At 57.4% G+C, this 14,202-nt stretch carries 18 protein-coding genes and 2 pseudogenes; 11 read left to right on the top strand and 9 right to left on the bottom strand.

Annotated elements, in window-relative coordinates; translation table 11 throughout:
- Nucleotides 1–73: 73 nt before the first annotated feature.
- Nucleotides 74–1,102, bottom strand: a complete 1,029-nt coding sequence (locus QMG40_RS01365; protein WP_283527141.1) for a S66 family peptidase — start codon at nt 1,100–1,102, stop codon at nt 74–76.
- Nucleotides 1,103–1,468: 366 nt separating this feature from the next.
- Between QMG40_RS01365 and QMG40_RS01360 the strand changes: the two genes are divergently transcribed.
- Both QMG40_RS01360 and QMG40_RS01355 read left to right on the top strand, forming a co-directional pair.
- Nucleotides 1,469–1,900 carry a hypothetical protein gene (locus QMG40_RS01360; protein WP_283527138.1) on the top strand — a complete coding sequence of 144 codons (432 nt, stop codon included), beginning with the start codon at nt 1,469–1,471 and terminating at the stop codon, nt 1,898–1,900.
- Nucleotides 1,901–2,110: 210 nt separating this feature from the next.
- Complete coding sequence (locus tag QMG40_RS01355; protein ID WP_283527136.1) at nt 2,111–2,752, top strand: GNAT family N-acetyltransferase; 642 nt, start codon at nt 2,111–2,113, stop codon at nt 2,750–2,752.
- Nucleotides 2,753–2,869: 117 nt separating this feature from the next.
- Here QMG40_RS01355 and QMG40_RS17345 read toward each other — a convergent pair whose 3' ends face one another.
- Together QMG40_RS17345 and QMG40_RS01350 are read right to left on the bottom strand one after the other, a co-directional pair.
- On the bottom strand, nt 2,870–3,073 hold the full coding sequence (locus QMG40_RS17345) for a PLD nuclease N-terminal domain-containing protein (RefSeq protein WP_459252951.1): 204 nt from the start codon (nt 3,071–3,073) through the stop codon (nt 2,870–2,872).
- A 216-nt stretch (nt 3,074–3,289) separates the two neighbouring features.
- Nucleotides 3,290–3,451 carry a hypothetical protein gene (locus QMG40_RS01350; protein WP_283527134.1) on the bottom strand — a complete coding sequence of 54 codons (162 nt, stop codon included), beginning with the start codon at nt 3,449–3,451 and terminating at the stop codon, nt 3,290–3,292.
- A 191-nt stretch (nt 3,452–3,642) separates the two neighbouring features.
- Here QMG40_RS01350 and QMG40_RS01345 point away from each other — a divergent pair, with 191 nt between their 5' ends.
- Nucleotides 3,643–4,677, top strand: a complete 1,035-nt coding sequence (locus tag QMG40_RS01345; RefSeq protein ID WP_283527132.1) for a protein kinase domain-containing protein — start codon at nt 3,643–3,645, stop codon at nt 4,675–4,677.
- Nucleotides 4,678–4,738: 61 nt separating this feature from the next.
- On the opposite strand, the gene QMG40_RS01340 is transcribed toward QMG40_RS01345, so the two are convergent.
- A complete protein-coding gene (locus QMG40_RS01340; protein ID WP_283527130.1) occupies nt 4,739–4,900 on the bottom strand; it encodes a hypothetical protein in 162 nt (53 codons plus the stop codon).
- A gap of 231 nt (nt 4,901–5,131) precedes the next feature.
- On the opposite strand from QMG40_RS01340, the gene QMG40_RS01335 reads away from it, so the two are divergent.
- The 4 genes from QMG40_RS01335 (at nt 5,132) to QMG40_RS01320 (ending at nt 7,904) form a co-directional block, all read left to right on the top strand.
- The gene (locus QMG40_RS01335) at nt 5,132–5,920 is read left to right on the top strand and encodes a hypothetical protein (protein ID WP_283527128.1); all 789 of its coding nucleotides are present in this window, start codon (nt 5,132–5,134) and stop codon (nt 5,918–5,920) included.
- Nucleotides 5,921–5,938: 18 nt separating this feature from the next.
- The gene (locus QMG40_RS01330; protein WP_283527126.1) at nt 5,939–6,247 is read left to right on the top strand and encodes a hypothetical protein; all 309 of its coding nucleotides are present in this window, start codon (nt 5,939–5,941) and stop codon (nt 6,245–6,247) included.
- Between the two features lie 152 nt (nt 6,248–6,399).
- A complete protein-coding gene (locus QMG40_RS01325) occupies nt 6,400–7,257 on the top strand; it encodes a hypothetical protein (RefSeq protein ID WP_283527124.1) in 858 nt (285 codons plus the stop codon).
- 362 nt (nt 7,258–7,619) lie between these two features.
- The gene (locus QMG40_RS01320; protein ID WP_283527122.1) at nt 7,620–7,904 is read left to right on the top strand and encodes a hypothetical protein; all 285 of its coding nucleotides are present in this window, start codon (nt 7,620–7,622) and stop codon (nt 7,902–7,904) included.
- Between the two features lie 81 nt (nt 7,905–7,985).
- Here QMG40_RS01320 and QMG40_RS01315 read toward each other — a convergent pair whose 3' ends face one another.
- On the bottom strand, nt 7,986–8,420 hold the full coding sequence (locus QMG40_RS01315) for a protein-tyrosine phosphatase family protein (protein WP_283527120.1): 435 nt from the start codon (nt 8,418–8,420) through the stop codon (nt 7,986–7,988).
- A 193-nt stretch (nt 8,421–8,613) separates the two neighbouring features.
- A complete protein-coding gene (locus QMG40_RS01310; RefSeq protein ID WP_283527118.1) occupies nt 8,614–8,949 on the bottom strand; it encodes a cytidine deaminase in 336 nt (111 codons plus the stop codon).
- Nucleotides 8,950–9,194: 245 nt separating this feature from the next.
- On the opposite strand from QMG40_RS01310, the gene QMG40_RS01305 reads away from it, so the two are divergent.
- Nucleotides 9,195–9,644: an SRPBCC domain-containing protein gene (locus QMG40_RS01305; protein ID WP_283527116.1), complete on the top strand. Its 450-nt coding sequence runs from the start codon at nt 9,195–9,197 to the stop codon at nt 9,642–9,644.
- Nucleotides 9,645–9,776: 132 nt separating this feature from the next.
- Here QMG40_RS01305 and QMG40_RS01300 read toward each other — a convergent pair whose 3' ends face one another.
- Both QMG40_RS01300 and QMG40_RS01295 read right to left on the bottom strand, forming a co-directional pair.
- Nucleotides 9,777–10,595 (bottom strand): hypothetical protein, encoded by an 819-nt coding sequence (locus QMG40_RS01300; RefSeq protein ID WP_283527114.1) that lies wholly within the window; start codon nt 10,593–10,595, stop codon nt 9,777–9,779.
- A 235-nt stretch (nt 10,596–10,830) separates the two neighbouring features.
- Complete coding sequence (locus QMG40_RS01295; RefSeq protein ID WP_283527112.1) at nt 10,831–11,268, bottom strand: hypothetical protein; 438 nt, start codon at nt 11,266–11,268, stop codon at nt 10,831–10,833.
- Between the two features lie 366 nt (nt 11,269–11,634).
- Here QMG40_RS01295 and QMG40_RS01290 point away from each other — a divergent pair, with 366 nt between their 5' ends.
- On the top strand, nt 11,635–11,841 hold the full coding sequence (locus QMG40_RS01290) for a Coa1/Tim21 domain-containing protein (RefSeq protein ID WP_283527110.1): 207 nt from the start codon (nt 11,635–11,637) through the stop codon (nt 11,839–11,841).
- Between the two features lie 139 nt (nt 11,842–11,980).
- Here the strand turns inward: QMG40_RS01290 and QMG40_RS17300 are convergent.
- Nucleotides 11,981–12,508: pseudogene (locus QMG40_RS17300) on the bottom strand (class IV adenylate cyclase).
- Nucleotides 12,509–12,661: 153 nt separating this feature from the next.
- Between QMG40_RS17300 and QMG40_RS01275 the strand changes: the two are divergent.
- A pseudogene (locus QMG40_RS01275) lies at nt 12,662–13,006 on the top strand (DUF4158 domain-containing protein); the annotation flags it as partial.
- A gap of 186 nt (nt 13,007–13,192) precedes the next feature.
- Entirely contained in the window at nt 13,193–13,996 is an 804-nt protein-coding gene (heR, locus tag QMG40_RS01270; protein WP_283527102.1) for a heliorhodopsin HeR, read from the top strand.
- The last annotated feature ends 206 nt before the right edge of the window (nt 13,997–14,202 follow it).

The raw sequence follows: 14,202 nt of genomic DNA, 5'->3' as shown, positions 1-14,202 counted from the left end.
TATTGGACTTGGTCAAGGCCTGGTTGATCCGCTTCCGCACCTATGAGTGGTGGCTTGAAGTCGATTCCTAGGATCAGGCCAAAGTCTGTTCTAGGTATTGGTCTTTTTCGTTGAATACAAGGTGGCCTTGGGCTCCGTTGACGATTGGGAGTTGTGGCGGGACATGGCCGCATTCCACATTGCCGATGATGGGTATGCCGAGCGTTCCCAGGGCGTCGAGGGCCGCCTGTGCCTGGGTGAGAGTTGCCGAGTCAGGGGCGCCGGTGCGTCCCACGAGAATGGCTTGGGCACCGTCGAAGAAGCCGGCTAAGCGCATACCGTGGAGGTGGCGGCAAATCGTGGTTGCATCAACACCGGAAGCTTCTATATAGACGATCAAGGACCCAGAGTGGTCTTTGCGCAACGCTTCGGAATTCAGGTAGGGGGTACCGGCGAGGTTGACCATGGTCTCTATGCATCCGCCGATTAGACGGCCTGTAACGCTTACCTCGTCCTGGCCGGTGTCGAGCCGTTCCCAAGCTCCGGTGCCGTTCCATGTATTTTCAGTTAATTCGGGCTGGTTTTCCCAATCGTCCCAGTCATTGACACGATAAACGCCCGGTGATGCTTGCTTGAAACTTGAGCCAGTAGGCAGTGAAGCGATATCTATCCATGACATCAACGATTCCGGGACACGATACGGCGTGTCCAGGAGGTTGCTCCCATGGAGCGTTGCCATGCCTGTTCGGAGAGTGATTGGGGTGAGTAACGTTGAAATATCGGAGTACCCCACGAACCAGGTTGGTTCTGCGGAAGCGAGTGCATCGAAATCAAGGTGAGGAATAAGGTCAATGGCGGTTGCCCCTCCCCACGGAGGCACAATGGCTTTGATCGTGGGGTCCAAAATCATCCTCATTAGCTCACGGGCTCGTTGTTGAGCGGGTGCGCTGATGTGAGTGGAACCGTCCATACAGTCGCCCACAACCACCGCGAAACCACGGTCACGCAATTGCTGTACCGCAAAATTCAAGCGCCGCGTAAGCGATCTTGGCACACCAGTCGAGGGGGAGGTAACGCCTATTACATCCCCGGCTACTAGCGGAGTAGGGTATCGAATCTCCATGAATTCATACTTGCATGCATAAGTCATTAGCTAATAAGTCTTCGCGAACGTGACGGTACCGCCCCTAGGATTCAGCAGCCAGCAAATTGTGGGCACCGATTACCCTTGCGGGGGTCGAAGTCGGCGTAAAAAGTTACAGCACCGTCCTGCAAGGGGTATGCCCGGATAAGAGTTTCGGCCCGTGCCGCAAGCCGGTCGGATACCGGCCCGTGGATTCAGGCGCACGCGGGAGCCAGAAAGTCGTGCCATGGCAGTTCCAGAGGGGAACGGTCACCGGGACGCGCTCTTGAGCGTCGTCGTGTTCGATTCATTGGTTCACTGGACACGGTTGCTGTAGCGTCTAGTGAAATCGACATGGGGGATCACATGAAACGTGCGTCATTTTCGCTAGTTGCTGCTGCGGGTATTGCAGTTCTTCTGCTGAGTGGTTGTTCTGGTCAACCAGAAATCAAAGCACTCAACCGTGATGCTACGCCGGCAGATGCTTTGCCCGCATTTGTTACGGTCCCAGAGCCAGTCAATGGTGAAACCGCGCGGCTACTGGCAACCCGTGATGGGGTCCGCTATTTCGTTGCGGAAAGCGATGATTCTAAGACTGCTTGCCTCGCCGTAGTTCCACCTGGTGAGCCCCCGAATTGGTTTGTGGGATGTGGCCCGAATACCGGTACTGGTCAGATTGTCGAGTCTGCTGGAGCAGGCGTGTCATCGGCAAGACTCCTGGCGGATGGTTCGGATACGGCAAAGCTAGAACCTGGATGGACCAAGGTTACGGAAAACATTCTCGTCTTAGATCCGTAAGAGCCCATCAGCCTCGGCAACCTCTTCGGCTAACTAATTTCGTCGTGCGCTTCCTTGCTCCAAACACGTGCGGCACTGCCACGACAATGTGGCCAGCTACTACCTACAACCATATGCGGAACCTCCTGCGGGACAGTAGCGGCAAGAGGCATGCGAGTTCTCGCATGCCTCAACGTGAACCGGTGGCAGCAGGCTTGCCATACTGGCGAAGTGCTGAACGATTACTGGCCTCTCGCCCACTTGAAGCTTGCAACCAAGCGGTTGGAACTCCGCGGTCCTAACGATGAAGAGTTATCCGAGCTGGCTCAGGTCGCGGCCAACGGCGTACACGAACCTGGCGAGCAGCCGTTTCTGACACCATGGACGAATTTTCCGCCTCGTGAGCGGGCACTTCACGTGATGCAGCAACATTGGAGCCGACGGGGCGCGTGGTGTAGAGAGGATTGGGCCTTGGAAATGGGCGTATTCCGAGGAGGCCAGCCAGTAGGCATGGCCACGCTGAAGGCACGCAATTTTCCTGTACTGCGTGAAGTAAAAACCGAGTCGTGGCTTGGCTTTGAATTTCACCGGCAGGGTATTGGTACTGAGGCCCGGACGGCCTTGCTGAGTCTTGCTTTTGAGGGACTGGGAGCCGTCACCGCGCTGACCGAGGTGTTCCAGGACAATGTTGGTTCGCAGGGCGTCTCGCGTAAGCTCGGATATCTTCACGATGGCATCTCGCGGGACGTTCTCGCCGGGCGAGCCATCGTCTCCGACCGTCTTCGCCTCGATGCTTCAGATTGGGTACCGACCGAACCAGCGGATTTGGTCGTTACCGGCCTGGCAAAAGCCCGTCCATTCTTCAACGTCTAGAAAGCAATTCCGCGCGACGCCGCCCGTAGGCGGAACCTTCACCGGATGCAGGAGCACGAGGGTGTCGTCGCTAGCGAATTTGCGACATGGGTCGTGGAGGCCGTGCCTTGTCTAGATTCAGGATGGCAGTGAGTGGATAGACTCTGGCGCCTTTCGTCTGCCGATAAACCAGAAGATAGGACCAATGAACGGCAGGAGAAAAATAATCAGTACCCATAAGATGATTCGGGCTGGCGGCTGATTCTTAGTCCGCACGATGCTTACCAAAGATGCGACCAACAACACGACCAGCACCAGTGATACTACGAACTGAAACACCATCCAGGGTACAGGAATGGCGGGATCTGCACTCACGGACCGCATGAACGTCGTCAACATATTTCCCCCAAAAGACCGATGTGACCGATGTGGTTGCCAGCCGAAATGCAGACTAGCGAATGCCTAACACCTTACCGCTACTGTCATTTTCTTTAAACCGGCTACACATCGCCGTCAGAAGTCGTCAGCACCGGGATTCCACACCCGCAAGCCGAACCGCTACTGGGACGAGTTGTCCGTATTCTGCCGAGCGGTCTGACTTTCCAGAATGGCGAGTGCTTTTTCACTCGCGTTGCGAATCCGATGCAACGCACCAACAATGCTGATGCTTGCAAACATCACGATGAGAATCAGAACGACGAGCAACAAAGTGATATCCATGGACTCACTCTGTCAGATCCGGCAGCTGCATCGAAAGCGGTTCGCTCATCAATGGCGTCGACTTGCATGTGGGCGTACTGATGAAGTGGTCAGTGGGCTCAACTCTCGTCCCAATGAGGAACGGTCTGCGGGACAGTTGGAAGAGTGCTGATGTGCCCAGCTCGGCAAGGGCCAGCCCTTAGGGTGGAGTGATGACGGCACGTACTGATGAAGCCCGAAGTATCTCCGATGTGCTCGCCGGCCTCGATGACGAAGACGTGCGAACGCTCATCGGTGCTGCCGAGCCCGTTGGCGTAGGCATCGGGGGAGCAACCAAGACAGCCCGCATCGGTGAAACGACCGTCTTCGTGAAACAGCTCCCACTCACAAGCATTGAAGAGGCGGATCCAACCACCACTTCCAGTCGAGTCCAGCTTCCCTTTGTCAGCCACTACGGGATAGGAAGCCCTACCCACGGAGTCGGGCGAGAATTGGCGGCACACCAAGCGACCACCGAGTGGGTTCAGGCAGGAGCGGCGGATTTCTTCCCGCTTTTGCTCGGATGGCGGGTCGTTGATCTGAAGTGCGATGCAGACCTCAGTGAATTTGACGGCGATGTGCCCCAACGCCAGTGGGGGACCCATTGGCCCCAGGTCAAGAGAAAAATCACCGCGATGAAGGACGCGTCCAAGAGCGTGGTGCTTTTTCTTGAATACGTGCCCGAGACGCTGGGCGCTTGGGTGCGCAGGAGCTTGACCGACGGCACCGGGGAGGACGTGTTCGCTGATGTGATCGGCCAGATCACCGACGCCACGACATGGATGAAGACACAAGGGTTCCAGCACTTCGATGTGCATCCGGGAAACATCCTTGTACGGGAGGGCCGGCTGCTCCTCACGGACTTCGGTCTGGCGATCTACCGCGAGTTCGACCTCACCCCGGAGGAGAGAGCCTCCATGGTCGCGCACGAAGGCTTTGACCGTGATACTGCCCTGATGCATCTGTTCCACTGGGTGCTGTTCGAACTCGGCTACACCTCCGGGCCACAGCGCCTGGCAATGTTGCGTGCTGCCGCCGCTGACCCAGCTACGCCAGCGCTGGATCCAGTGCGCGTGGCACTCGGCGCGAGCGCCGACCTGATTGCCCAACATGCGAGTGTCGCTGTCTACATAACCGAGATGTTCGGTGCCCTCATGCAGGATGCGTCCGCCACGCGGTACGACAGCACCCACGACAGGAGCATTTAGCGATAGCTGCCTAATTGGTGGATTCGAGCCTTCTTATCGGTGGCGTTCCAAATATGAACCTCTACCGGGACGAGTTGTTAGTATCCGGCCGAGCGGTCTGACTTTCCAGGATGGCGAGTGGTTTTTCGCTCGCGTTGCGAATCCGCTGTAGCGCACCAACAATGCTGATGCTCGCGAACAGCACGATGAGAATCAGGACGACAAGTAACCAGGTGGTATCCATGGACTCACTCTGTCAGATGCTGCAGCTGCATCGAAAGTGGTCCGTTCATCAATGGCTTCAAGATGCATATGGGCTCACTCATGACGTGGCCAGCAGGCCTAGCCCTCGTCCCAGTGGTTGAACCTACTGGGGGACAAATGTTTTGGATTGTCGGGGTCATCACGGCGATGGCGTAGGCAAAACGAGGGCATGACTCGCGGGATAGTTCGTTAGGGCTGCTAGCATCGGGCCATGACCGACCTAATGTCATCATTGCCACGGGTAACGATTGGTGAGACGACTTTTTTCATTGATGCGGGACGCCCCATAGAGCTGGCTCGTCGCACGGGTAGGCCGGATCTATTTCTAACGTGGCCCGAGCTTGATATTGGAATATTTGCGCCTAATCTGTGGGTCCATCGGGCACCTGATGCACTCTGGGTGGTGTATCAAGGCGATGACGATGTACTCGATGATCGCTACCCTGAAATGGTGGCGCCGGATCATGGCGTGGCGGTAAGAATCGATGTGGATGGATCCGTTGGCGTGGTTCGTTTTGAACGCATGACGGTCGTGGGCGTAACACGTGACGGATTATGGACGAGCAGTTCTCCTTACGAAGAAATCGACAACGGTTACCGTGGCGGTGAACTGCCGGTGAATTGGGCTGCGCCAACGACGCTGCACATCCACTTCCCTGGGCAGCCGGCGCGAACCATGGACGTCGACCGGTATGTCGATGGCGTACGCGAGGAAGCCCCCGGGCTTGTGCTGTTCGTGAACCCCTCTCCGCCGATCTCGCACCCCGAAGATTCCGGGTTCACCTATGAGCACCGGTGCACGGAACTGGTCTTGGGCACGGCCACACAATGGCCCGAGCACGTAAGATTCAGGGATTATATCCCCCGGGGATGGGGGAACCCCGGCGCACAGGAACGAATCGACCTGGGTATTGACCCCTTTGCCCCTTCCCAGGATCCGGCGCTGATCGACGTGGCAGGGACACGCTGGGCGCTCGTTAGCTTGACTGACTCCCAGTAAATTCAAGCGGTGGATGCGATGGCGGATCAATTTTTGGATGCCACGGGCACCTATTGGCATCCCGTCGATGGGAGCAGCCGCCCGCACGCCTATGGCGTTCATGACACAGCCGTGCACGTGATCGGTGAGTGGCCCGAAACCATCGTGCAGATCACTTGCAGGCACTCTTATTTTCCCACCGGCAAGATTCGCCGCAGCATTAGAATCTTTGACGACGCGGGACGGATTAAGTTCAACCGATACGCCAGCATCCATTTCATGGAGGATCTCGACACTCACGCACTCCCAGACCTCCGAGAAGCCACAGACGGAATCCTAAACGCTTAACCCGCAACTGCTCATGGCTACACATCAACTATCGAGTAAAAATCGCGGCCCACAAGGGGAACGTCTGACGCCGCCTCCGCGGGCTTGACCGCTATCGTATCCACTGGCAGAGTCCTCGGCATGATGTTTGATGAGCTCGTAGTGGGTGCTCCGTGGTGATTGACCTTCGCGATGTGGCCGCACCACCGTGGGAAGAGGACCTGCTGGTCACCGCCCAGCCCAAGGGAGTCGTGGACGTGTGGTCGCTGGTGCGCGGTGCGCGTTGTGCCACGTTCGAGACGGTCTGGGGCTCCGGTGGCGGTTGGCGGGGGGCCCTGGTGCCCGGTGAGCAGCCCGTGGTGGTGGCCGGCGCGTGGGAGCGTCATGGCGTGTGCGGATACGACTTAACGGGACAGCGGCTGTGGCAGGACCGCAGCCGCACGAACATAGAGGCCGTGACCGCGCTGACTGGAGGTCGTGTAGTCGTCACTCACCTCCGCAGGGCCACTCGCGTGCTGGAGGCAGCGACCGGGGAGGAAATGCGTTCCCTGCGCGGGGTGTTGAGGATGATCGCGCTGACTTCGGACCTCTCGCTTGCAGTAGGTGGCGGCTGGTGCCGCCTGCTGGATCGTTCGCTGGATCCGCTGGGGTCCCGAATTTCGACCGGACTGAACATGGCTTGGTGCGCGGCCAGCGACGGGGAGCATCTGGTGGTCACCGAGGTGGACGGGCTCTTACGCATTTTCGACTCCGACGGGCGAGAACGAGCGAGGATAGCTGAGAACTTCCGACATGTCCTCCACGACCCGGTGACGAACACCTGGGTCGCGGTCCACGAGCCACCCGAGGGGAATAACTCCCTGTTCCGGTTCAACAACAACGGGGAGGTTCTGGAGCGACGTCCCTGGGACCTCCGCGTCAGCGGTACGGCGACGATGCGCGGAGGCAGGACGTTGATCCTGATTACGGCTGAAGGCGGGCAGGTCGTGAACTGCGCGGACTGGAGCGTGGACGGACTTGAGGCGACGTGAGCCTGGGCGCCGAGTAGCCCGTGGCATTGCCACGGGCTGACGGCTGTGCTTGCCATCACCAGCTGGCACGCTCGCCACCAGCACATCGCTCGCTTTTCGATACCACCGAGCGTTCCTGCCTGACATAGGCCAGCATTTCGGGCAGGCCGCCGATCTCGGCGAGTGTCATTTTCAGAAGACGAGTGCACAAATGACAGGAGTCGTGTTCACTCGTCCGTTTTGTCAGAAGTGCTCTACACAGAATTTCAGAAGACGTTTGCACAGCGCTCCCCATACCCGCAGGGGGAACGGTATATGGGACGGGGATTGCATTCATACTTCGGTAAGCCGGGTACTCTTTGAACCAACAGAGGAGGAGGTAAATGCGAAAAATGAGTGCGTTGGCGATCCGGGGCTCGATCAGGTTCGTGGCAGGATGCTTGGGCATGGGTGTCGGGTGGATCATTTGGTCAGCACTCTGGGTCAATTTCACAGCCGAGGTGTCCCCGGCGACTTTCGAAAACGTACGTAGCTCAAGCACGTTTGGTGCCATGCTCGGACTGCTTGCGGCATTTCTTGTTGTCGGCTCTGGGATGCTCTTATCGATTCTGGCTGATCAGGCAGTAATCCGGTTCAACCGCGCTAAACCCACAAGTTCAGTCTCATAAGTTCTGCAAATACGGCTTCATTGCCAGTTCGGGAACCGCTTGTGCGACAGAACTCTTGAGGTGGGTCGTCAGGCGAGTGGGTCAGTCCGCGGTGAAGTGCGCGACATACCGGCGTTGCCACGGTGTCTCGACTGCGCGTGAGTTGTATTGCTCGCGAACAAACTTCACTGCCTTGTCGGCGGGCACGCCGTCGAGCACGGCGATACACGCCAGCGCGGTGCCCGTGCGCCCATGGCCGCCATCGCAAACGATCTCGACTCGTTCTCTCTCGGAACGAAGCCAGGCTTCACGCAGCGCGTCCCGCGCGTCGTCGCGGTCCTTGGGCAGCCGAAAGTCGGGCCACAGCACCCATCGTGCTTCCCATTTGGACGGGGAAGGTCTCTTGTCCAGAAGGTAGACCGCGAAGTCGGGCGTAGCTCCACTGGGGATTGGTTGATGAAGGCCGCGGCCGCGCAGTAATCGGCCGGACGGCAACCGCATCACACCCGAATCGTCAGCATCCCAAACACTGTGCATGATCCCAACCTATCTGCCGACAAAGGACAAGGCAGTGCATATCGTGGGGACGGGGCCGTAAGGGAACCCGTTTACAGGACGTCCTAATTCAGGCTTGCTCGGCAAAGTAGTCGTAGCTGAACGGCAAGAGGTCGCTGGCAATAACGCTCACAAGTCCATGTGGAGTATCGAGGATTACGCGGATTTCTGGGTATTAATCAACAAGAATCTGCCGATCCCGCCCGCAAGGACTTTTCACGCCTCGGTCATGATTTCCAACGGCCACAATGTGAGTTAATTCAGCCGCACCTGCGGCGCGCGCTGCTCCGAGCGCGACGAGCTCAGCGCAGGGACCGCCTGTGAAGTGGAACAGATTCACGCCTGAAAAGATCCGTCCGTCTTTTGCTCGAACTGCAGCGCCCATTGTGTGCACACCTTCGTCCCCAGGTCCGGCATCAGTGGTTGCATTGATTGTCTCGCGTGCCAGGCCGATGAGAGACTGCTCGATTTCTGACAAGGGGAGCGCAGAAGCAGGAAGTGAATTGGGCATACACCAATAGTAAGAGCCCTAGGGTCTGCATGGGCCGTTCTGCTGGGGAACATTCTCCGGAACGATAAGTCAGCCAAATTCATCCTCTGACGCTCTGAGTCGATATCCGCTCCAAAGTTTACGGAACGGGTCAGGCTGGCTTTGTCAGTGAGGATAGGGACAATTTGCCTTGGATTGGATACCAAACCGTGCCGCAGGACGGTCGCCAATGGCATCATGGGATACATAATCGCAGAGGAGCTGGAATGTCTATCGTTCACGAAACCCTGAAGTTCACGAAAACACTTGATGCCGATTTATCGAGGGTTTGGGAAGCATTCGCTGATTCGAATCAGCGTGCACAGTGGAGCGTTCCGGCGGGCGAAGCAATGGTCTACGAACAAGCAGCGTTCGAAGTTGGTGGTCGAGACCGATACCGTTGTGGCCCGCTCGAATCGCTCGATTTCATCAACATCGTTGACTACTCGCTCATCGTGCCGCAATCGCTTGTTGTCTATACAGAGACTGTGGCGACCTCTGAGGAGCCGCTCAGCGCGGGCGTGGTCACATGGAGTTTCGCCGTTAACGGCGATGGTACCGAGGTGCGGCTCACGAGCCAAGTCACCTCGTTCGTCGGTGACGGGATGATCGAGGGCAGTCGAAACGGGCACGCAAAGGCACTAAACCAGCTCGAAGAGTTCGTTCTAACCGAATAGTCGTTTCTGCCGTCCGCAGGCCGAACGCGCTACGGGACGCTGGTGCGGGCAAACTGCTTCGAGGTTGGTGTGAGCTATGTTCGGGCTCTGCAATCGAATCTGAGTTTGGTTGGGGTGCGTTTCGCGTACTTGTTATGTGGCCTGGTTTGTGGCTTGAGCAGGTGTCCAGTCGAGGGTTTCGAGGAGTGGATTTGTCCGGAATTCGTTTATGAGCTGGGTGCTTCCACTGACTTTTGTCGCCCAGAGGTCGTAGTCGGTATAGACGAGCCAGGATCTGTCTGGTGGCCAAATATTCGCCGGCGTGAAGACTTGGTGTTCTTCAGCGGCTTCTTTAAGGAGCGCGGGAAGATCCATCAGGTGCGCGTCGTATACCGGGGCTTTGTGCGGGTCGTCGACGCTGCTGAACACGTTTGCGAAGTATATGGAACAGGTCGGCGCCGATGAGTGATGAGTGAGGACGTTGATGAGTTCGGTGAAGTCCTCTTCGCCCAAGGAACCTTCAGTCGGAAGCTCAATATTTACGGGAAATTCATGTCCGAGAAACCAGCTGTGACAAGGTGGCGGACCATCTGCAGGGCGGGGCCGGGGGAACCGGACCAGCATGTCCGACCAAGTGCGTCGCCGCCAATCCTCTGAGGGCCTTCTTTCGTACCCCAACCCCATGCTGGTGCCGGGTGTAATTTCACCGAGGTTTCCGCCGTTAAGAATCAACGGTTCTTCACCTCCGGCAGCGATACGGGATTTATGTATTTCACCGTAGGTGGGAAGCGCTCCTTCGACTGGAAGTTCGTAGAAGGAATTGAGTATCCAAATGCTGTCCTCCCACCCTGAAGCGTCGGATCCTGTGAAGTAGGGGAGGTCTCCTCCTCCACGGGAAATGAGCCAACCCAGATCGTTCTGACTTGGGACTAAGGCATTGCTTGTTTCGTACCAGTCCATTGATGCTCCCATCGATTGTCCTAATCCCATTATGGCAACGACCTGACACGAAACCATCGAGTGGCTTTGAAGGTTCCTCCACGGTCAGTCCGCAAGCGCGTCGGCGACCCAACCTATAGATTCATGCACGTGCTGGCACGAAAAATCGTATGATGGCAAGTCCGGAGGGGAACGTCCTGCGGGACTAGTTCGACTCTAGTGGCTGTCAGTCAGTCGCGTTGAAGTTCAGCTCACCTGTCGATGGGCTTCAGAAATCGGTAGTGAGGATGTTCTCGTGAATTTTCTTCCAACCGGAATCCTCGATTTTTGATGTGTCGTAGCCATCGGATACAAGCATGGTCGACTTCTGGTCTGGACCGGTGGTGTTCAGTAATTCACCGGAGCGAGGAATCCCTGTACTGCATGCCGCGATCGACTGGCCTGGTTTTTTACTGGGGTAGATGGCGACACAGAGTGTTTGGCTAGCCGCGTCTCGTCCAAGGTAGTACTGCTTGCCGTTTTCCTCGGCAACGAGTAATACTTTTTCGATGTCCAGGTCAGGAGCAAAGGACAGTTCCGCGGGCAATGTGTCGCTAGAAGTGGCTGGGCGTTCCAGAGCGTTGAAGACTGGTTCGCTGGAACATCCCGACAGCAGTAGCCCCGAGATGGCAGAGGCGACGAAGACGAACGTAAGTCGGTTTCTCATGGACTAACCCCCAGTTAGCGCTGTTCAACAATGTCTTGAGCTTGCAGCCTACCCTTTTTGATCTGCCTCTTTCGGGCCGCGCCATGTTTTTGTGGCCAGAAAGAGGCTGCGATCGTACCCCATAGGCCACTCGGCACTCGGTCTACAGGAAAACCAGCCGGCGGTTTTATCGCCGTTGCGTATTCCTAAGGGGAACCCCTCGCGGACACCGATCAAGAACTGCAGGACGCGATTGAGCGGTTCGTCCTGATCAATAGCACCGAACGCCCACGAGACGGATGGCACGCGGCTCCTTGAAAGACTCCCCAATTGCTGCCTACGATGGTGTCATTGGTGCCTCGAAAGTGGCGAGAGTAAGGAGACGTGATGAAGAAGAGCTCATTGATAGTGACGTGCATCATAGGGATGGGATTGTCCGGTGCAGTGCTGATCCTGCTGGTCCCGTCACTGTTCAGTTCGGACGGTCAGGGCAACATCTGGATCATGGGAGCGTTGGGAGTCCTCTTCTTGGCTTTCACGGCGGGAGCCCGATATTGCAAACCGTTTATCTCGGCGGCAGGTGACAACGGGTGAGAACGCCTCCGGAAGTATCGTTCTTCCGAAGGCGACTGCATTGGTTTTCCAAAGTCGTCTGCACTGCGAACCTATGCTCGTAGACGGAACCCCTACTGGGACTAATGTGCCTAGGTCGGGGGATTCTCTCAGGCACCTCTTATGAGGGCTGGGTGGTTGCTGCTTTGAGCAGGTCGAGGTACGCACCTATCACGAGTGCGCTTTCCTCAATTCCGAATGCGGCAACGAGGCGGTGTACTTCCGAAGTTGCTGCCTCGGGCCCCATTTTGTCTCTCACGGCCACTTCCAGTTCCAAGAACTCGCCGAGTCCTTCAACGCGGTCGAGGTGCACCCTGGACTAACCGATTTGGAACACCATGCGGTGCTTCCGAACCCTTCCGGCCTCGCCGTAGGCATGAGCCAAGACTGAGCGCAATCCCTCGGGGTCGGCGGTTTCCGAATGGATGTAGAAGGATGTTTTCGGGCCGAGCTGATCTGTCCTGCGGTAGAAGATCTGTACACCGTGTTCATCGTCAAGGACCCGGAGCTTGAGCCGGCCATTGGGGCAATCGAAAAATGTATCGTCCTGGGCGACATGCTCTGGCCTTGTATCTGCCAAAGACACGACCACTGGAATCAGGCTCTCGAGGCAGGCCACGCGGGCTTTTATTTCGATATTCGTCGGCATGAATCCACTTAACCACGTCGTTATTGTCGAGTGCCCATTCGGGACTGCCGTAAGCGGAAGGGCCTCTAAGCAAGGGTTGGGGCGGGTGAGTAGTAATGGAACAGGATTGCGCGTTTAGCGCTCGGCTACGTGGCTGTCGGTAGTCTGTAGGTTGTGCCAGTTGAATTTTTGAGTGATGCGCAGACCGCCGCGTTCGGGCGGTTCGTGGGAGAACCTTCGCAGAACAATCTGGAGCAGTTCTTCTACCTTGACGATGCCGATCAGGAGTTGATCCGCAGGCACAGGGGTGAGCACAGCCGGATTGGGTTTGCCGTGCAGGTCGGGCCGGCCCGGTTCTTGGGGGCGCTTCTTGCCGACCCGCTCGATGTGCCAAGGGCTCTCGATGTGCCATGGGCTGTGGTCGATTACGTTGCGGCGCAGCTCGGGATCGCGGATCCCTCGGTGGTCAAGCGATACACCGAGCGCGTGGAGACAGCCAAAGTCACCGCACGTGCCGTGCCTCACGGAACATACCGGACCCTGCCGGACCAGACCCACGAGGTATCTGCCGATGCGCTCGCACCGCTGCTGATCGATTTTCTGATCACGGCTTCGGCTACTCCGCAATCCCACGCATGCAGAAGGGTGTCATCACCTGTGAGTCGATGTTAGCGTTGAACCCACATCAGACAGAGGAGTACGGTCATGGCGAAGAAGAAATACTCTGCCGAGCAGCAGATCGATCGGCTTCGCATCTACAACGTCGTCGCGGGTAGCCTGCACCTGTTGCAGGCCATCGCCTTCACGATCATTCTCACCATGCTGAGCACCCAGGTTCTGTTCCCCGTCACGGCGGATTACCTGGCCGGCCCACCAGGTGCCCCCATACCGCCGGAACGCGTGACGGTATTCGAGATCAACATCGGTGTCGGGGTCGTCGTTTTCCTCGCACTCAGTGCCGTCTTCCACTTCCTCGTCTCGAGCCCGTGGTTCTTCGGCCGCTACAAGAACGGACTCAAGCAGAACCACAACTATTTCCGCTGGACCGAGTACGCGCTCAGCTCATCGATCATGATCTGGCTGATCCTGGCCATCAACGGGGTCACCGATATCGCAGCCTTGTTCGCGGTCTTCACAGTGAATGCCGCGATGATCCTCTTCGGCGCCCTGCAGGAGAAGTACGAAAAACCTGGCTCCGGGGGGATGCTGCCTTTCATCTTCGGCTCGATGGTCGGGAGCGTGCCCTGGATCATTGTTCTGATCTATTTCCTGCGTCCCGGAAACGAAAGCGACGTTGCCGCGCCCAGCTTCGTCGTGGGCATTGTGATTTCATTGTTCATCTTCTTCAACACCTTCGCCGTCAATCAGTGGCTGCAGTACAAGCAGGTCGGCAAGTGGAAGAGTTACCTGCAGGGCGAGCGCACCTATATCACCCTGAGCCTGGTGGCCAAGTCGGCCCTCGCGTGGCAGGTGTTCTCGGGAGCCATCGTTCCCGCACTCACTGGCTGACTCGCCGACACCCTGTGACGCCTCGTCCTTGTCGAGGCTTGGTCGATTTCGGGGCAACTGTCTTGGAACACCGACCGGAGAATCGAATACCAGCATTCACTTGAAACGGCAGTGCGCAGCGTCACGAACAGTCTTAGTCGGGTCGCGGGGGTCACGTCCCGCTGAGTGGTGGAGTTTCGCAACATCGTGCGGGTCAGTTGTTCTAG

The sequence above is a fragment of the Arthrobacter antibioticus genome, from assembly GCF_030063205.1.
In the GTDB taxonomy this organism is placed as follows: domain Bacteria; phylum Actinomycetota; class Actinomycetes; order Actinomycetales; family Micrococcaceae; genus Specibacter.
Note: the sequence above shows the minus strand (reverse complement) of the source record. Positions and strands in the feature narration are given on the sequence as shown.